This is a genomic window from Shinella sp. 838, from assembly GCF_029623935.1.
Lineage (GTDB): Bacteria > Pseudomonadota > Alphaproteobacteria > Rhizobiales > Rhizobiaceae > Shinella.
Window position 1 is genome coordinate 1 of record NZ_JARSBQ010000004.1, and the last position, 17,464, is coordinate 17,464.

At 63.5% G+C, this 17,464-nt stretch carries 15 protein-coding genes and 1 pseudogene; 8 read left to right on the top strand and 8 right to left on the bottom strand.

The features are described from left to right. Together P9A16_RS14560 and P9A16_RS14565 are read left to right on the top strand one after the other, a co-directional pair. Positions 1–196, top strand: a pseudogene (locus tag P9A16_RS14560) (hypothetical protein); the annotation flags it as partial. 207 nt (positions 197–403) lie between these two features. After that, positions 404–1,906: a glucosamine inositolphosphorylceramide transferase family protein gene (locus P9A16_RS14565; protein WP_024271652.1), complete on the top strand. Its 1,503-nt coding sequence runs from the start codon at positions 404–406 to the stop codon at positions 1,904–1,906. A gap of 132 nt (positions 1,907–2,038) precedes the next feature. Here the strand turns inward: P9A16_RS14565 and P9A16_RS14570 are convergent, their stop codons facing one another. Further along, entirely contained in the window at positions 2,039–2,551 is a 513-nt protein-coding gene (locus tag P9A16_RS14570; RefSeq protein WP_023512105.1) for a cupin domain-containing protein, read from the bottom strand. Between the two features lie 156 nt (positions 2,552–2,707). On the opposite strand from P9A16_RS14570, the gene P9A16_RS14575 reads away from it, so the two are divergent. The 4 genes from P9A16_RS14575 to P9A16_RS14590 are packed head-to-tail and all read left to right on the top strand — an operon-like array spanning position 2,708 to position 6,771. Beyond that, positions 2,708–3,688 (top strand): hypothetical protein, encoded by a 981-nt coding sequence (locus P9A16_RS14575; protein WP_023512104.1) that lies wholly within the window; start codon positions 2,708–2,710, stop codon positions 3,686–3,688. Positions 3,689–3,720: 32 nt separating this feature from the next. Continuing rightward, the gene (locus tag P9A16_RS14580; protein WP_023512103.1) at positions 3,721–3,978 is read left to right on the top strand and encodes an acyl carrier protein; all 258 of its coding nucleotides are present in this window, start codon (positions 3,721–3,723) and stop codon (positions 3,976–3,978) included. Beyond that, positions 3,975–5,498: an AMP-binding protein gene (locus tag P9A16_RS14585; RefSeq protein WP_023512102.1), complete on the top strand. Its 1,524-nt coding sequence runs from the start codon at positions 3,975–3,977 to the stop codon at positions 5,496–5,498. The genes P9A16_RS14580 and P9A16_RS14585 overlap by 4 nt, the downstream gene beginning before the upstream one ends. Then, a complete protein-coding gene (locus P9A16_RS14590) occupies positions 5,491–6,771 on the top strand; it encodes a type III PLP-dependent enzyme (RefSeq protein ID WP_278025741.1) in 1,281 nt (426 codons plus the stop codon). The genes P9A16_RS14585 and P9A16_RS14590 overlap by 8 nt, the downstream gene beginning before the upstream one ends. Positions 6,772–6,871: 100 nt before the next feature. Here the strand turns inward: P9A16_RS14590 and P9A16_RS14595 are convergent, their stop codons facing one another. After that, complete coding sequence (locus P9A16_RS14595) at positions 6,872–7,714, bottom strand: MurR/RpiR family transcriptional regulator (RefSeq protein ID WP_023512100.1); 843 nt, start codon at positions 7,712–7,714, stop codon at positions 6,872–6,874. Between the two features lie 160 nt (positions 7,715–7,874). Between P9A16_RS14595 and P9A16_RS14600 the strand changes: the two genes are divergently transcribed. Together P9A16_RS14600 and P9A16_RS14605 are read left to right on the top strand one after the other, a co-directional pair. Continuing rightward, positions 7,875–9,332, top strand: a complete 1,458-nt coding sequence (locus tag P9A16_RS14600) for an MFS transporter (RefSeq protein ID WP_278025742.1) — start codon at positions 7,875–7,877, stop codon at positions 9,330–9,332. Between the two features lie 7 nt (positions 9,333–9,339). Continuing rightward, positions 9,340–10,023, top strand: coding sequence for an aspartate/glutamate racemase family protein (locus P9A16_RS14605; RefSeq protein WP_023512098.1), 684 nt, complete (start codon positions 9,340–9,342; stop codon positions 10,021–10,023). Here the strand turns inward: P9A16_RS14605 and pncB are convergent. The 6 genes from pncB to P9A16_RS14635 all read right to left on the bottom strand — a co-directional run bounded on the left by pncB (position 10,020) and on the right by P9A16_RS14635 (position 17,290). Then, positions 10,020–11,324, bottom strand: coding sequence for a nicotinate phosphoribosyltransferase (pncB, locus tag P9A16_RS14610; RefSeq protein WP_023512097.1), 1,305 nt, complete (start codon positions 11,322–11,324; stop codon positions 10,020–10,022). The two genes, P9A16_RS14605 and pncB, sit on opposite strands and share 4 nt — an antisense overlap. 193 nt (positions 11,325–11,517) lie before the next feature. Continuing rightward, on the bottom strand, positions 11,518–13,965 hold the full coding sequence (locus P9A16_RS14615; RefSeq protein WP_023512096.1) for a beta-mannosidase: 2,448 nt from the start codon (positions 13,963–13,965) through the stop codon (positions 11,518–11,520). 11 nt (positions 13,966–13,976) lie between these two features. Then, positions 13,977–14,945, bottom strand: coding sequence for a DUF1839 family protein (locus tag P9A16_RS14620; protein ID WP_023512095.1), 969 nt, complete (start codon positions 14,943–14,945; stop codon positions 13,977–13,979). A 2-nt stretch (positions 14,946–14,947) separates the two neighbouring features. Then, a complete protein-coding gene (locus tag P9A16_RS14625; RefSeq protein ID WP_278025743.1) occupies positions 14,948–15,862 on the bottom strand; it encodes an amino acid--[acyl-carrier-protein] ligase in 915 nt (304 codons plus the stop codon). Between the two features lie 4 nt (positions 15,863–15,866). Beyond that, positions 15,867–17,039, bottom strand: coding sequence for an acyl-CoA dehydrogenase family protein (locus P9A16_RS14630; RefSeq protein ID WP_023512093.1), 1,173 nt, complete (start codon positions 17,037–17,039; stop codon positions 15,867–15,869). Next, entirely contained in the window at positions 17,036–17,290 is a 255-nt protein-coding gene (locus tag P9A16_RS14635; protein ID WP_023512092.1) for an acyl carrier protein, read from the bottom strand. The genes P9A16_RS14630 and P9A16_RS14635 overlap by 4 nt, the downstream gene beginning before the upstream one ends. Positions 17,291–17,464: the final 174 nt, after the last annotated feature.

Consider the following 17,464-nt stretch of genomic DNA (forward strand, 5'->3'; position numbering starts at 1 on the left):
GACCGCCCTGCCGCCCCAGAACCGATCCTGGCCCCCAAGCCTCGCCGTCCTCCTCGTCATCGGAACCATAACCGGCGCAGCCATCGGCCTGACAATCGCAATCGCAAAGGGCATCTGGCGCGAAATCAAAAACGACAAAAATAATACAAATATCGCAGGGAATGTAAATTCCGGGAGCTTGGGCACAGCAACCTGAAAACTGGCTGCTCTCCTTTTCTGTTTGGCTAACGGATGCCGGAGTATTTTGACACGGCTTGTCATGCGTTTGTCCCGATTTAAAAGAGTGCGCCGGTCTGATTGCACGGTGTATGCGGCTGGATCGGAGATTTCACTTGACCTGCCAAAGTTTGCAACTATCAAGTGTTATATCATTTTTTTCATCAGCCTGAGATAAAGGAATCGTGTGAGCACAATCGATATATTAGTGCCTGCAAATGACGTTCGGCGCATCCATCTTCTTGTTGCCGATCGCCTTGCCGAGAAGGGCCACGATATTGTGCTCGCAGGGGTGGAAACACCCGATGAACCCCGCATGCTCAGCAATATTCTTAGGGCAGAAAGAAGAACATTGCGGATTCGCGGCAACGATCTTTTCGATGTCGTGTCCACTGTCGGACTGTCCTCCTCCCGTGCCGAGGCAGCGCTGCGGATAGATCTGACGGCGAGCGGGCGGAGTTTCGCATCGCCGACACTTGAACCGCGCTTCAACGGTTGTGCTTCCGTCGCGTCCGCCGCGAAAGCGTTGATGCAGGGATGTTTGCCCAGGATCGATATCGTTCTCAACGACGATGAGGCCATTGGTCATGCTGCGCCCATGGTCGACAGTCGCCTGTCGCTCGTCCGGGGGCTGGACGATGTTCTGGCGCGCATGCTTACCCTTTTGGTGGATGCGGCGGATCGCTACCTCAGGAGCGGGGCGCCGGCAGAAACACCCTACAAGCGCGTCACGCGATCGCCTCAGCCGACGGCCGGGCAGTTGCTCAATGCCTATATGTTCTCGATGATGCCGCGCCAGCTGGCGGGCGCGGCTCAGCGGGCACTGTTCAACATACACCGCTGGGATACGTACTATCGGTTCCACAAGGGTGTGCAGGTGGGCAGCACGGGGTCGTTGACGGGCGAGCCCTGGGCGATCCTGCCGGATGGCGGCAATCGCTTCTATGCCGATCCGTTCCCGTTCGACTGGAACGGGCGGCACTTCATTTTCGTGGAGGATTTTGCCGACGGGGATACGAAGGCCGTCATTTCCGTGGCGGAAGTGTTTCCCGATGGCAGGGCGAGCGTTCCGCGTACGGTCGTCGAGGAGCCGCATCATCTGTCTTACCCGCAGGTTTTCAGCCGCGACGGTGAAATCTGGATGCTGCCGGAGAGTGCGGCGGGCGGCGGTCTCGTTCTGTATCGTGCGGCATCGTTTCCGGACGGCTGGGTACGACACGCCGTCCTGATACCGGATCGTGCGCTTTTTGATGCGACGCTCCTGGAGCACGAGGGGCGCCTGTGGCTGTTCGCCAGTGAACGCGACACCTATGGGAGCGCTGCGGACACACTCGTGGTGTATTATGCGGACCGTCTGGATGGCGAATGGACGCCGCACCGCAGCAATCCGCTGCAGATAGACCGGGCCGCCGCCCGGCCCGGCGGGAGTTTTATCGGTGTCGGCAACCGCCTCGTATTGCCCTTGCAGGATGGAACGCAGGAATACGGCGCCGGCCTCGGGCTTGCCGATCTTCTCGAGCTGAACGAGGAGAGGGTGCGCCTTGCGGCCCCCGTTCCCATTCCGTCCCGTGACAAAGCGATTTCAAGAATACACACGCTCAACAGCAGCGAGCATCTCGAGGTGATCGACTGCAAGGTTCCACGGTTTCGCTGGAGCCTCAAGAGCCCGAGGCGCCTTGCTTCCCAGTGAAGCAAGGCGTTTTGTCAACCCGGAGATGGATGGCATCCGCTAAAGGACTTGCGCTGCTCATGCCAGGGTGCCCCGCTTCCGGGGCGAGGGGCTTTCTCTGCGCCTGTAATCTTCTGCGCCAGATTTTTGACGTTACAGGCCGCCACCCGACTGCGTGCCCTTGATGGCCGACCGGAGCCAGCCAAGCGTGCGATAGAGCAGCGAAACGGGCAGCGGGAAGGGCTTTCTCATCACGGCGGCCTTCTTGACATAGCGATCGATACGCCAGGTCGCCCAGGTGCCGGCCTTGAAATAGGCCATGTCGCCGCTGGTCAGCAGGCGCGCACTGCCGTCCTCGGCTGTCACGTGAACCTCGCCCTCGAGGATGACCACCATCTCGTCCCATCCGAAGAACCAGCGGAACTGGCCGGCCGTGCAATCCCAGACCGCCATCGTGGCATAGGTGTCCGCCGGCCGGGAGTGAAGCGCGGCGCGGGCAACGGGATTGCCTGCCATGACCCAGTCGGGGTTGATCGGGCGCGGCTCCATCGGCAATGCATTGGAGCTGGCCGCAACGAACACGTCCGGCTCGGCGCGGTCCAAAAACTGGCCTCTGTACATTCCTGCTGCAAGTGCTGCGGTGGCGGTGAAAATATGCCAGCTCATGGGGTCCCCTTCGTCTTACTTCAGCGGAGCATAACGCGGCCGGGTCAGCATGCCGTTTATGCGAAAGGTAAAGTTGTAATTGTTTTCACTTCAATGGCGAAAGCGCAGTCGCGGACGGGCCAAAGTTGAAGAATTGGCAAAGACAATGCGCGGTGAATGGCAAATGTCGCCGCGTCCGTTCACGTTCTCGTCATTTGCCGCTCAAGCCTTAATTGCAAGAAGGTGTGTTTACGCTTTCAGAAGGTGTCATCCCTAGAACGGTTCGACAGGAACGGATTTTCGATTGAGGAAATGCTGAAGCTTTGCGCCATTGACGAGGCTCGCCTGGAAGCGGCCGAGACCCTGCTCTCGAAGGGGTTCCCCTCCCGCTCTCGTGCTTTCTGGCGCAAGGGACTGCGCAGGCTTGCCGATCAGAACAGGGCGGCCGGCCAACCGTCGGTTGGCTTCTTTCTTCTGGCGGGGGAGACCCCTGTCGGCATCCTTCTGACGATCTCCCGATGGGATGCGCAGACAGGTCGAAGGATCGTGAATCTTTCGAGCTGGTACGTGGAAGAGAATCATCGCTGGTCCGCCACACGTCTGATCATGGCAGGTTTGGCCGACAAGGAAGCGATCTACACGGACCTGACGCCGACCCCCGCCGCCGTTGAAATAAACAACCGTTTCGGATTCCGATCGATAGGGTTCGATCTTTCCCTCGTCGTCCTTCCCTGGCTGGCGCTCGCTGGTCCAAGGCAGGGGCGGCTTCGACCGCTCGAAGCTGTTCCGGCAGGCGCGCTTGCCGAAACCCTGCTGCGGGATCTCAGAAACCATCTGGCCCTCGGATGCATCGTGGTCGCGGTCGAAGTCAACGGGCGTTACCATCCGATCGTGCTCAGCGTCACCTCGCGCAAGCGCATTCCGGTCGCGCGGGTTGTTTTTGCCGAAAACCAGGACATCGTCGCTGACAATCTCGGGGCGCTTGCACGCCTGCTTGTCCTGCGTGGGGTGCCGGTTCTCGCGCTCCAGGTCGAGGAAGGTCGCAACGTCCCGTATGCCTGGATCTGGAAACGCGGCCTTTGCTACCAAGTGAAGGGCGATTGGGACGACAGATTGATCGATGAGCTCTATTCCGAGCGCGTACTTCTGAAGATGTAGCCGGTGAGAGGCAAAGGAAGAGGAGACGGACGATGCAGAGTGCAGCAGTCCCCACAGACGACATCAGCGCCGAGATCCACGCCTATATCGATCGGCGTTTTCCGGCACTCGCGCCCGTTGCGCCAGACACGGCACTGCTTGACGGCGCGATCGACTCCCTTGGCTTTCTCGAGCTGATCATGTTCCTCGGCGAGCGCTTCGGGGTCTCCATGGAGGATGACGGGTTCGATTTCCAGGAGCTGGCGACACCCGCAAGCCTTGTGCGCTTCGTCTCGCAGGTTCGGGCGTGACGGGATCACCGGTTCTTCTTCATCACCTTCTTGTCCCGCATGCCGAGAGCGGCAGGCGTGCGCTGGTTCATGGCGAGAGGGAACTCGACTATCGCGCCTTCCACGAGGCTGTCGAGCGCTTTGCCGCGGCGCTGTTGCAAGTGGGCGTCGAGCGCGGGGACCGCGTCGCGATCTTCCTGCCGCGCGGTATCGAAGAATGTGTCTCCATCTTTGCGGCCAGCCGGGCTGCCGCCGTTTTCGTGCCGATCAATGCGCTGCTGCGCGGTCCGCAGATCAGCCATATCGTCGCCGATTGCGCGGCGCGTGTCGTCGTTACCAGCCGCGAGCTTGCGCCGATGGTCGCCGAAAGCCTGCATGGCGTTGCCGAAGCGCATATCCTGACCGTCGAGGAAATGGCGGAAGCCGCGCCTGTGGCTGTCCGTGAAAATGCCATCGGCGAGGATCTTGCAGCGATCCTCTATACATCGGGCTCTACCGGGCGGCCAAAGGGCGTGATGGTGTCGCACCGCAACCTTCTCGCCGGCGCGCGTATCGTGCGCACCTATCTCGGCATCACGCCGGAGGAGCGCATTCTTTCCATCCTGCCGTTCAGTTTCGATTATGGCCTCAACCAGCTCCTGACCGCGGTAGAGCAGGGGGCGACGACCGTCATCCTGACGTTCCGCTTCGGTGACGAGATCGTTCGCGCGTTGCGTGACCACAAGATCACCGCCCTTGCCGGCGTGCCGACCATCTGGGCGATCCTGACGAAGGCTGCGCCCCTCCTGCACAAGACCGCCTTGCCGGATTTGCGCTACATCACCAACTCTGGCGGGGCAGTGCCTTCGCAGACGGTCGCGGATCTGCGCAGGATGCTGCCGCAGACGAACGTCTTTCTGATGTATGGCCTCACCGAGGCTTTCCGCTCGACCTACCTGCCACCGGAAGAGCTGGACCGCCGCCCGACCTCGATCGGCAAGGCGATACCGGAATGCGAGATCTTCATCGTGACCGAGGATGGCCGCCGCGCGAGGCCGGGCGAGCCCGGCATCCTCGTGCATCGTGGACCGACCGTTTCGCTTGGTTACTGGAACCGGCCTGAGGAGACGGCCCGGGTGCTGCGGCAGAACCCGTTCCGCCCGCGGGATGAGGGCGGTGACATCGTCTGTTACTCCGGCGATCTGGCCGTAGAGGACGAGGACGGCTTCTTCTCCTTCATCGGCCGCAACGATGCGATGATCAAATCCTCGGGCTACCGCATCAGCCCGTCGGAGGTCGAGGAGGCGATCATGAGCACCGGGCGCTTCCGCCAGGTTGCCGTCATCGGCCTGCCGGATGATTTTGCCGGGCAGAAGCTCCATGCCGTGGGCGTGGCGCTGGAGCCGGATGTCAACGCGGCGTCGGTGTTGCAGGCGGTCGCGGGCAGGCTCGCGGCCTATATGGTGCCGCGAGGCCTCGAATTCGTCGAGGCTTTGCCGGTGACGCCGAACGGCAAGGTGGACTACCGGCAACTCGTCAGGGAGCGCACGGAAAATGGCTGATCCCGCGGTGAAGATGACGCGTCACGGCTACCCGCTTGCGACAGAGCTTTTCGAGGTGCGAGGCGACGACCTCCATGTCGGTGAGCTTTCCGTGCGCGAGATCGTCTCGCAGATGGGGTCGCCCGCCTATATCTATGACGGTGCGGTCATGCGCCGGGCCTATCGCCGGCTGGCCGCTGTACTCGACGGTTTTGCTGCCATCTACTACTCGGCCAAGGCCAATCCGGCCCGCAGCGTCATCCGTCTCTTCATCGAGGAGGGGGCGGGCGTCGAGATTGCCTCGATCGGCGAGTACCACGCGGCCATTGCCGCCGGTGCAAAGCCGGAGCGGATCCTCTTCGCCGGGCCCGGCAAGCGCCATGCGGAACTTGCGGCGGTTATCGACGGCGGGATTGGTGAAATCCACATCGAAGGGCATGACGAGATCGCGCGGCTCCGCGCGATCGGCCGGCCGGTCCGCGCCTCGCTGCGCATCAATCCGGTTCCAGCCGTTCAGGTGGGCGCCATGCGCATGGGCGGCAAGGCGACCGCCTTCGGCTTCGATGAGGAAGACCTCGATGCGGCGATCGCCGCCGTGCTTGCCGTGCCGAACATCGAACTCGTCGGCATCCATGTTTATGGCGGCACGCAGATCCTCGATGCGGCTGCGCTGATCGAAAGCTGGCGGCATGCCGTCACGCTGGCCGCGCGTGTTGCCCGCACGAGCGGGAGACCGCTTGCCACGATCGATCTCGGCGGCGGCCTCGGCATTCCCTATTATGATGGGGACAGGCCGCTCGATCTTGATGCCGTTGCCGCGGCCATTCCCGATCTGACGGAACTGATACGCTCCGAACCGCTGCTCGCTGGTGCGCGGGCCATCGTCGAGCCGGGGCGCTTCCTTGTTGGTACGGCGGGCCTCTATGTCAGTGAAATCAACGCCGTCAAGACGTCCCGCGGCGTGCGGTTCCTTGTCCTGGAAGGTGGCATGAACCACCATCTGGCGGCTTCCGGCAATCTCGGCCAGGTCATCAAGCGAAACTATCCTGTCGTTGCGCCTGCCCATATGGCGGCTGGACCGGATCTGCCCGCAACGGTGGTCGGCCCCCTTTGCACGCCACTCGATACGCTCGCGCGTGACACGGGGCTGCCGGCGCTTGCCGCCGGGGACCTCGTCGCCGTTCTGCAATCCGGCGCCTACGGCCTGACGGCGAGCCCGGGGCATTTCCTCTCCCATCCGGCGCCGGCGGAAGCGCTGGTGGAAAACGGCAGGATCGAACGCATCGCCCGCTAGAGTCCGTCAGCTTCATACTGACGGGCTCTAGCGTTCTTTGTTTTCATTTGCCTTTTCGGGAAAACCGGGTTCCACTTTTTCCTGACAAACTCTAGGGGCGCTACAGCTCTTCCAGCGTGTCGCCGAAGCGCTCGATGCCGCGCAGGCGTGTGCGGCCGGCGGGGCCGGCGCGCTCGATCGCGCGCGTCGTGATGAGGTGACAGACGGCCATGACCGAGACGTGGTTGAACAGCGGTCCCGGCGCGAGCGTGTGACAGCGAAAATGCCAGGTGGCACTCGCCCGATGGGTGACACCTTCATCGGTGAGGTAGAGCAGCTTGGCGCCGCTCTTTTCGATCGCGGTCAGGATGCTGTCCATCTGCGCCACACGGCGACGCAGGCCGAAGACGATGGCGACATCCTTCTCCGTCACGCTGACGAGGTGTTCGCCGAGCGTCTGGCCGGCACCGGGGATGGCGACGATGTTTTCCACCACCTGCGTCATCTGCCATTGCAGGTAATCGGCAAAGGCATGGCTGCTGCGAAAGCCGACCACCCAGGTCTTGCGCGCGGCCAGGATCGCGTCGGCGACGGCGTCCACCTGCGCATCGGTAATGCTCGAGAAGGTGCCTTCGAGATTGGCGATGCCCTGGGCGACATGAGCGCCAAGCGACTGCGCGCCTGCAGCATCCGTCGAGGTGGCGAGGAACAGGCGCGATCCGGTCTCGCGCTCGTCGCGCGCATGGCGGCGGGCTTCCTCGTAGTTCTCGTAGCCGAGCCGGCGGACGAATCGTGTCACGGTTGCATTCGAGACCTGGGCCAGCTTTGCGAGCTCCGATGCCGAATAGCTGGCAAGCTCTCCTGGAAAGTCACAGACGAAGTCGCCGAGTCGCCGCTCTGCCGGATGCAGGTCGTCAAGCGCATCACGCACGCGAAACAGGAACGAACGATCCGTAGAGCCCATCGGAGCCACCGCCTTTCACTTCGAAATCAAGCTTGTAACGGACTTGCAGGACTACGCAAGAATGCCGCTGGGGCCGGGACACAAAGTTTCTTGAAAAAATCATTTCTCGCATGTATTATAAGAAAATTGATTTTCATGCTGATGCCAAGAGGAGGAGACTATGGCAGCAGAAGGTATGGTGCAGTCCGGCAAATCATCGCCGGCCATTCGGCAACTGGAGGGCGCGCTCACCCGTATCGGAGTGACGCGTGCGCACAAGCAGATCATCGCGCTGGTGCTGATCGGCTGCCTGTTCGACAGTTTCGAACAGAACACGATCGGCGTATCCGGCCCGCTCCTGAAGGAGCATTGGGGGCTGACGGGTACGGATATCGGCTTCCTGAACACGATTACTTTTGGCAGCGCGGCCATCGGCCGCCTGCTTTCCGGTATCCTCGGCGATCGCTACGGCCGCCGTGTCATGCTCACTGTCAATCTCTTGCTGTTTTCGCTCGGCTCCCTAGCCTGCGCGCTGGCGCCGGACTTCATGTTCCTGTGCATCGCCCGGGCCATCGTCGGCTTCGGCGTCGGCGGCGAGATTTCCACCGCCGTCACCATGCTGTCGGAATTCTGCTCGCCGAAATTCCGCGGAACGGCGGCCGGGCTCGTCAATGTGGGCGCGGGCGGCTTCGGCAATTTCCTTGCCCCTGTTTATGGTCTGATGATCTTCAGCATCTTCCCGGGTGAGGATAGCTGGCGCTGGCTCTTCGCCTCGCTTGCGCTGCCGGCCCTGCTGGTCGTCTTCTACCGCCGCTATGTGCCGGAAACGCCGCGCTTCCTCACCTCGCAAGGGCGGATAGACGAGGCGAACAAGGTGCTCTCGGTGCTGGAATCCGGTTCGCTCCGGCCGAAGAACCTCGTGGTCCGCGAATATCTCTCGAAGGACAACGAGCAGGATGCGCCGCGCGCCAAGGGCGCCTGGAAGGAACTGTTCCGTGCACCCTTCCTCGGCCGCATCGTGCCGGTGTCCATCGCCATCCTGATGAGCTACGGCGCCCAGCTTTCCGTTCTGACCCTGATGCCCGTCATCTTCATCTCGATGGGCTATACGCTGCAGGGCAGCCTGCTCTACAGCATGATCATCCAGAGCGGCAGCGTCCTCGGTGCCATCGCGGCCTCGATGTTCGGCTACTACTTCCCGCGCAAGCGCGTCCTGACCGTCGGTGCGATCTGCGCCTGCCTTGCCGCGCTTTCCATCATGCAGTTCGGCACCACCATCTATCTGGTGCTGTTCTTCGGCGCGCTGTTCCAGTTCTTCGTGCTTCTCCTGAACACGTCCATCTGGATCTATGCGCCGGAACTCTTCCCGACCCGCATCCGCGCCTTCGGCGTCGCCTTCATCCTGGCGGCAGGCTCGGCTGCCGGATCCTTCGTGCCGACCATCTCGGGTGCGCTGTTCGACAGCTACGGCATGGGTGGGGTCTTCGGCCTCGCCGCCGCCATGTACGCCATCTTCGCCATCTGCATCCGCCTCGGGCCGGAAACCTATGGCATGTCGATGGAAGACATCACGCAGCGGGCGGACGCCACCACGGCAAGCGACAACCTCGTCGCAGAGCCCGCAAAAGCAGGAGCCTGACAAGAGCATGACCCCGCACATCCTGTTGATCAATCCCAACAGTTCCGAGGCCACCAGCGAGATGATGCACGCCATCGCGCTGGCCTCTTCGGCGGGCCGGCTGGTGGTGAAGACCGTCACCGCGCGCCGCGCGCCGGGCATGATCGTCACCCCCGAGCAACTGGCCGCCTCTGCCGCTGAAGTGGTGGAACTCGGCACCGCGCACGGGCGGGATTGTGCGGGGATCATCGTCAGCGCCTTCGGCGATCCCGGCCTTGCGGAGCTTCGTCGCAAGGTCGCGGTCCCGGTGGTGGGCATCTGCGAGGCCTCGATGATCGAGGCTTCGCGGGGCGGCCGGGCCTTCTCCGTAGCCACTTCGACGCCTGACCTGATCGAGGCCATCGGCCAGCGGGCGCACGATCTCGGTCTTGCCCATCTCTACAGGGGGATCCGCTGTACCGAGGGCGACCCCGTCGCGCTTGCATCCGATCCGAGCTTGCTCACCGAGGCGCTCTCCGGTGCGGTGCACGCGTGCATCTTCGAGGACGGAGCCGAAGCCGTCATCATCGGCGGCGGCCCGCTCGGCCAGGCGGCAGAAAAGCTGCGTCCGCGCTTCGATCAGCCCGTGCTCGGCCCGATCCCCTGTGCGGTCGAGCGCATCATCGGCCTCGTCAACGTGGCCAGCGATGCGCCTCAGGCGGCAGAGAGCTAAACTTCGACTGGCCGGGCATGCTCGGCCTTCGTGCCAAACACCCGGCGATACCGTTCGATTTCGGCGGGATCGCCGGTTGCTTTCAGCGGATTGTCCGAAAGCTTGACCGCCGGCCGGCCGTTGGCACTCGTCACCTTGCAGACGAGCGAGATCGGATCGAGCCCGCTGCCGCCATCCGGATCGCAGCCGCGGAAATCGTTGGTGAGATTGGTGCCCCAGCCAAAGCTCATGCGCACCCGCCCATGGAAATGCCGATAGGTTTCCTCGATCGTATCGACATCCATGCCATCGGAGAAGATCAGCAGCTTTTCCCGCGGATCGCGCCCCTTGTCCTGCCACCAGCGGATGATCTGCTCGCCGCCGGCGATCGGCGGGGCGCTGTCCGGCCGGAAACCGGTCCAGTCCGCCACCCAGTCCGGCGCCTCGGCCAGGAAGGCAGTGGTGCCGAAGGCGTCCGGCAGGGCGATGAGGAGATTGCCGTTGTAGTGCTGCCGCCACTCCTCCAGCACCTGGTAGGGCGCGGCGGCAAGCGCCTTATCATTCTCGGCCAGCGCGGCAGCGACCATCGGCAGTTCATGCGCATTGGTGCCGATGGCCTCGAGGTCCGCATCCATCGCGAGCAACACGTTGGATGTGCCGATGAAGCGCTCGCCAAGCCCTTCCTTCAGGGCCTCCACGCACCAGCGCTGCCACAGAAAACCGTGCCGGCGGCGCGTGCCGAAGTCGGAGATGACGAGATCCGGCAGATGCCGCAACCGCTCGACCTTCTCCCAGAGCCGGGCCTTGGCGCGGGCATAGAGCACGTCGAGCGCAAAAAGCCCCTTGTCGCGCATCGCCGCCCGGGATTTCAGCTCGTTGATGATGACGAGTGCCGGGATCTCCCACATGCTGGTATGGGTCCACGGCCCTTCGAAATGCAACTCGTACTGCCCGTCCACCTTGCGCAGCTCGTAGTCGGGCAGGCGGAAGGCGGCGAGCCAGGCGATGAAGTCCGGGCCGAACATGCGGGCCTTGCCGTAAAAACTGTTGCCCGCCAGCCAGATCAGTTCCTTCTTGGTGAAACGAAGCTCCCGGGCATGGTCAAGCTGTGCCCGCAGCTCCCCTTCGTCGATGACTTCGGCAAGCCGCACGGTTTTCGTCCGGTTGATCAGTGAAAAGGTCGCTTGGACATCCGGATGCAGCTGGCGGATCATCTGGAGCATCAGCAGCTTGTAGAAATCCGTGTCGAGCAGGCTGCGCACGATCGGGTCGAGCCGGAAATTATGGTCGTAGGTGCGGGTCGCGAAATCGGTGACGGCCATCCGGCTCCTCCTGAACGATGCTCGAGAGGGGTATAGCGCACCGCCAAACGCTTCGGAATGCTTCTCTGGCTTCAAGAGCAGTACGGGCAGCATCCGGGCTGATGTTTGGGGTCGGGAGTCTTGCGCACTCTCTTGGGGCATGGGTGACCTCGACACGAGGCCGCCACCCATATCGCCTGTAAATCCCCGATGCTCAGATGGAGATGACGGCTTCGGCACCGATGCCGCGGATCGTGCCGTGCGGTGTTGTCTCGGGGGACGTGCCGGCAGACGGAAGAAGGCGGATGCTTTTCACGTTGCCGGGGGCCAGATGGAACCAGTTGTCGGAAGGCCGGAAGCCGTCGATCTCGATGGCGACCGACTGGGCGAAACGATCGGCCGAGAGGTCGAGCAGCCAGCCATCCGTGTCCTGCCGGAGCGTCGCCGTCAGGCTGGCGGAAAAGAACGCCTCTGCCCGGCCGAGCGGAAAATGGAAGGCTTCCGCGGCCACCGTCCCGTCCGTATCGATGAGCCGGCCGACCGTGACGTCATGGGAGGGCGGGCCGAAGCGGAACGCGTAGGTCGTGTCGAAGAAGGCGCCGAAGAGCGCGGTTGCCGGCAGCGTTTCGGCGGAATGCGGGGCGAGCGCGATGTCTCTGCGACCGGAGACCACCGGCTGCCGTCCATGGCGCAGGCAGGAAAGCTCCAGCATCAGCCGCCGCTCCTCCGGGCCGTCGTTCCTTACATGGATGTCGAGGCCGTTGGTACCTTCGTCACAAAGCGTGATCTGCACGGGCCGGAAGGCGCGGCGCAGCGCATGCCAGGCGGATTTCGGCAGGCCGGTCGCATCGACGATACCCCAGCCGGCGCCGGGCAGTAGATCCTGGAACGTCCAGACGAGCGCGCCATTGCAGGTGGATTGCTCCCGCCGCCATTCGGCGAAGATCGCCTCCATCACTTCGCCGACGACGGCGCGGGAGAGATCGAGATAGCGGGCCGGGTCTTCGCGCCGCAGACGCGCCGGCTCGTGTCTGTAAAGTTGGGTGAGGTAATGGTCGCGCACATCCTCGAAATCCCAGGAGGCGCCGCGGTCGCGCGGCACGCGGGCCTTCCAGCGCGGATCGTGCACGGGGGGCACGGGCAGATGCGCGTCGAGCGTTGCCTGTTCCGGGACATTGGCGAAGGCGAGGCTTTCGGCGGAAAAATGCACGTTTGCGCGGCGCGCATCTTCCAGCGGCCGGCAATAGGCACCGACGCCGTAATAATGCGTGACGCCGGCACCGGGCGAAAAGGGCATCGCCCCGCCGCTCGGCGAGTTCTCGACATAGGGCACATCGGGACGATGGGCGGCAACGAGCGCGGGCAGGATATCGAGCGTCAGCGGCCCCGCCCAGGCCGCCTCCGGCAGGCCGAGCATCGCGGCCTGCTGGTCGATCTCGCTGCCGCCGCAGAGCACGGCAAGCGACGGCGAAGCGGCGGTGGCATCGAGGAACTGCGCGACTTCGGCCCTGACATTTTCGACGAAGGCCGGATCGTTTGCCGGGTAATCGAAATTGGCGAATTGGAAATCCTGCCAAACGAGAAGGCCGAGCTCGTCGCACAGCGCGAAGAAATCCGGCGTCTCGTAGGCCATGGTGCCGCCGATGCGCAGCATGTTCATGTTGGCCTCGGCCGCAAGCGTCAGCAGTGGTTCGTAGCGCGCGCGCGTGCCCGGCAGATCGACGATATCGGCATTGGTCCAGACCGCCCCGCGGCAGAAGATTTTCACGCCGTTGACATGGAGAGCAAAGTCGCGGCCATCGGCGCCGCGATCGATCTCGATGCGGCGGAAGCCGGTGCGGCCGAGTTTTTGGCGCGCACCGCCCACGACGAGGGTGATGTCGTGGAGAACCGGATTGCCATGGCTGCGCGGCCACCAGGCCTCGACATCGGGAATGGTGAGGCTGGCGCTAAAACTGTGCGTGCCGTTCGGGATTGCCTCGACGGCAACGCCTGCACATTCCACGATCGGCGCGACCGCACCCGGAAGCGCGAAGCCGATCTCCAGCTGGCCCTTGCCGTTTTCGTGAAGGCGTGCGGAGAGGCGGATTTCGGAGGCAAAGGCCGGGCTCGGCCGCGTGAGGCGCACGGGCCGCCAGGGGCCGGCGGTGTGGACTTCCGGGCACCAGCCCGGCATGCGGCCGAGCAGAGTGGTGCGCACGAGGCGCAAGCCCTGCGGCGTGATCATCTGCGGCCGCCAGCGGGCGCGGGGGCCGCGTTTTTCCAGATGCGGTTTCAGCGCGCGGAAGCAGAGAGCCAGGCGGTCGTTGCCGGTGAAGGTGACGGGCAGGCTGTGGCGCACGAACATGCTGTCGGAGGAGAGAACCAGCGTACCGTTCCACCAGACCTCGGCGATCGTCGCGAGCCCGTCGAACTGCAGCAGAGCCTCGCCGGGTGCTTCGCCGGAGAGATCGAGCGTGTACCAGGCGTCGAGATGGTCGAGCGGCTGCGGGGCGGTACGGTCGAAACGGCCGGCCCGTTCGAGTGCACCAGCAACGGTCCCGGGCACGGGAGCGTCGAGGAAATCGGAAAGGCTTTCCAGCGCCGCGGGATCAGCCGCAGCGTTGGCCACTGTCAGCGCCATCTGCCAGCCGGTGGAAAGCGCCTTTCCGGTTTCGGGCATTCCGTCTTCCTTCAGTCGATGCGGGTGGCCAGTTGAGCCATCAGACTATCCCACGCTTCGATCGCCGGATCGAGTGCCGTTGCCAGCGGATCGAACTTCCTGCGCGTCACGGCACGGGCAAGCTGGAACTGCACGGACTTCGCCGTTTCCGAAATTTTGCGCGCGGCCTCGGCCGCCTCGTTCAGGCTGCCATCCGGCGCGAGCCAGTCGAGATGGCTGCCGGCGAGTTCGAAATTCGCGCCGAGCTGGCGCAGCGTGTTGAAGGCGTATTTGTGGAAGAAGCCGAAGGGGCGATCGGCCACCGCTTCCACCTGGCCCGGAAAGGCCTTTGCGAAGGCCGCCACCGGATTTTCGGCGGGGCGGCGGGCGAAATGCACGGCGGCGAGGCGTTTTGCCTCGCGGCGCAGATGGGTCTCGTCCGGCCGCTTTTCCGGGAATTTGGCGAATTCCGTGTAGGGCAGGAAGGGCAGGTCGTCGGGGCCGTCGTTCAGATGAAACAGACCGTCGAAATCTGCGCCTTCCAGCCGGAAGAAGCCGGCATTGTGGAAGTAATCGAGCCGCTTTGCCTGAAGGTCCAGCCGGTTGATCGCCACCGTCGTCTTGCCGTGCTCCTGGCCGTAGGCGACGCCGCGCGTATCCGGCATGTAAAAACTGTCCATCTCGACAAGGCAGAGGCGGCCGCGCGCGATCTGCGTCGCGACGTGGCTTTCCACCGTGTCGAAAATGGCAAGTTCCGTGCAGCGGATGCCGTAGAGCGTTTCGAGGTCTTCCAGCGGCACCTTGAAGAATGTGAACTGGTCGCCCTCGAAATCCTGGGTCAGGGAGAAGCCGAGCATCGCCTCCGGGGCGCTCCCGAAGGCGTTCAGCACCTCGATCCAGAGATCGACGTAGCAGTTCGTCTCCGGCCACATGCGCTCCGCATCGTGCAGCGCGTGCGGCCGAAAGGTCTCGGGGTCTGCCCCGGGGAAGACGGCAGCCATGCTTAGTCCTGATATCCGAGCGTCTTGCGGACGTCGTCCGGCCAGGCGGCGATATCCATGCCGTGGCGGGCGAAGAGGGCAAGTGCGATGCGCTCCAGGCCAAAACCGACGCAGGCGGTGTGCGCGACGTCGCCGTTTTCGAGATTGAGCCCCCATTTCGCGCCAAAGGCGTCCTGGTGATAGTTGAAGCTCATGCAGGCGGTTGGCTTGGCGGTCGAGGTCACGGGGATGAGCAGCTCGAACTTCAGGTTCTGGTCGCGCTGGTTGTTGGCGAGCATGCGGCCGGCGCGGCCGAAGAACGGGTCGTTGGCCACATCCATCGTCACGTCGAGGCCGACTTTCGCCATCATCTCCAGGCCGCGGTCCATCCAGGTCTGGCGGAAGGTCGTCACATGCTCCTGCGTGCCCATGCAGACATATTCGCGCATGCGGAAAAGCTGCTGGCGGGCCGGGTCGTTGGAGGGCTCGTGGCGGAAGCAGTAGGACTGCAGATCGTAGAGGCCGCCCTTGGCCGGCAGGCGGCCGCGTTTGGCGATCGTCGGATAGAGCGGATAGCAGGCCGCCGGCGTTAGCACGATGTCGGTCGCCTTCTGGTCCTTGGTCCAGTCGCCGCCGACCTCCATGCATTGCAGGAGGCTCATGTGGTCGAGCTCTCCGCCGCAGAAGCTGTGCACGGTGCCGGCAAGCTGCGGAAAGCTCTTCATGTAGCCCGAGGTTTCGAAATGCGCGCGGTTCATGCCCGGCGGAAAGCGCATCGCCTCCGCGCCGTCGGCGCCGCCATAGGCGTCGATCAGCCGCTCGAAGCGGGCGATGACGTCCTCGAAGGCGCCGCTGCGGCCGTAAAGGCCTTCGACGCCGGTGTCGATGAGGAGGCCCGAATCGAAGAGCCGGTCGAGAAGGGAGGTCTGCATGTCCATGGTGTCACCCGATCAGGCTGGTGTCCTGCTTGTGCACAAGCAGGAGGTTCGACGTGTTGCCGAGGATGCGGTCGTTGGAGATCATGAGCTGGGCGGAATGCGCGTCGCGCAGATGCCGGCCGAGGCTGAAGGGCGTGCCGTTCTTGTAGCCCATGATGCCGCAGATCAGCATGGCCTGGTTGATGATGGTGAGGATCGTTTCGGAGGAGGCGATCTTCACATTGTTCATCGCCACGGCAAAGCCCATGGAGGAGAGGCGGTCCGGATCGGCCTTGGCCGCTTCATATTCCTTGAGGCCCGCAATTGTATTCGATTTGACGAGCTGGAGAAGATTCGAGGCTTCCGCAAGCCGCAACGCGCCGGGTGGTGTCACGCCGGGGCTTTTGCGCGCGGCGGCGCGCACGAAGGCCTGTGCACGGGCGACGGCGTTGACGGCGATGCCGTACCACACTGCGCTCCAAAGCAGGTGCGAGGTTGCGAGCATCGACTGGGCGGCGATCTCGGCAAAGGGTTTTGGAAGGATCTGCGCCTTCGGCGCTTCGCCCTTGAACAGCCAGCCGTCCGAGCAGGTGCCGCGCATCCCGAGCGTATCCCAGACATGGGTTTGCGCGAGCGTATACTGGTCCCTGGTGAAGACGGTCATCACCTGGTCGGTCGAGGCGGCGTCCGCATGGGCGCGCGAGGTGATGAGGATCGCGTCGGCATGGGCACCGTAGGAGATGACGGTGGCGTCCTTGGTAAGGCGGCAGGTGTCGCCGGTAATCTCGATGGCGCAGATGCTGTTGCGCAGGTTGCCGCCGATGCCGCCCTCGGTCGTTGCCGAGGCGAGTAGAAGCTGTTCGTCGGAAACGCGGCGCATGAAGCCCGAGTGCCAGGCATCACCCGCGCCGTGTGAGACGAGGCTCGACAGCTTGATATGGTGCATGGCGAAGACCATGGCGGCGGCCGAGCAGGTCTGGCCGAGCACCGAGCAGATTTCGGCGATTTCAGAGACGGAGGCGTCCTCGCCGCCGAGCGCGGCGGGAATCTGGATGGAAAGCAGCCGTTCGGCGATCATCGCATCGACGGCTTCCCGCGGGAAGCGGCCCTTGGCGTCCACGTCGTCGGCATGTGCTGCGGCCACGGCGGAGACGCGCTCGGCGCGTTCCGTCAGCCCCTTTCCGACGGTGAGTGTCATTCGGCGGCCTCCGTGCTCCCGACAAGGCCCGACACCGCCTTCGTGATCGCGTCGATGCTTTGGAAGGACTTGCGGTTGAGCAGGTTGTCGGGGAATTCGACGTCGAAGGCGTCTTCGATGCCGAGCATCACCTGCACGGAAGCAAAGGAGGAGAGGCCGGCTGCATAGAGATCGGCATCGTCCGCGAGCTGATCGACCGGCGTCGGCAGGCCACCGTGTTTCGCTAGGATATCACGAATCTTCTGCTTCATGGTCTTCTCCGTCGTTTTCATTGCCGGCCGGACAGCGGGCTCTTGGCTTATCGTTCCTCAAAGGCATAACCGACGGTTGATAAGATCGGCTGAAAGGACATGGATAAGATTTCGTGAAGCGGGTGGGATTGCTGGATTGAACCGAGGCGTACCATTGCGGTGCTTTGTGAAGAA

Bases quoted from the DNA above. Each gene is read 5' to 3' on its own strand.
- P9A16_RS14570 (WP_023512105.1), bottom strand. From the start codon at position 2,551: ATGAGCTGGCATATTTTCACCGCCACCGCAGCACTTGCAGCAGGAATG.
- P9A16_RS14575 (WP_023512104.1), top strand. From the start codon at position 2,708: ATGGCAAATGTCGCCGCGTCCGTTCACGTTCTCGTCATTTGCCGCTCA.
- P9A16_RS14580 (WP_023512103.1), top strand. From the start codon at position 3,721: ATGCAGAGTGCAGCAGTCCCCACAGACGACATCAGCGCCGAGATCCAC.
- P9A16_RS14590 (WP_278025741.1), top strand. From the start codon at position 5,491: ATGGCTGATCCCGCGGTGAAGATGACGCGTCACGGCTACCCGCTTGCG.
- P9A16_RS14595 (WP_023512100.1), bottom strand. From the start codon at position 7,714: ATGGGCTCTACGGATCGTTCGTTCCTGTTTCGCGTGCGTGATGCGCTT.
- P9A16_RS14600 (WP_278025742.1), top strand. From the start codon at position 7,875: ATGGCAGCAGAAGGTATGGTGCAGTCCGGCAAATCATCGCCGGCCATT.
- P9A16_RS14605 (WP_023512098.1), top strand. From the start codon at position 9,340: ATGACCCCGCACATCCTGTTGATCAATCCCAACAGTTCCGAGGCCACC.
- pncB (WP_023512097.1), bottom strand. From the start codon at position 11,324: ATGGCCGTCACCGATTTCGCGACCCGCACCTACGACCATAATTTCCGG.
- P9A16_RS14615 (WP_023512096.1), bottom strand. From the start codon at position 13,965: ATGCCCGAAACCGGAAAGGCGCTTTCCACCGGCTGGCAGATGGCGCTG.
- P9A16_RS14620 (WP_023512095.1), bottom strand. From the start codon at position 14,945: ATGGCTGCCGTCTTCCCCGGGGCAGACCCCGAGACCTTTCGGCCGCAC.
- P9A16_RS14625 (WP_278025743.1), bottom strand. From the start codon at position 15,862: ATGGACATGCAGACCTCCCTTCTCGACCGGCTCTTCGATTCGGGCCTC.
- P9A16_RS14630 (WP_023512093.1), bottom strand. From the start codon at position 17,039: ATGACACTCACCGTCGGAAAGGGGCTGACGGAACGCGCCGAGCGCGTC.
- P9A16_RS14635 (WP_023512092.1), bottom strand. From the start codon at position 17,290: ATGAAGCAGAAGATTCGTGATATCCTAGCGAAACACGGTGGCCTGCCG.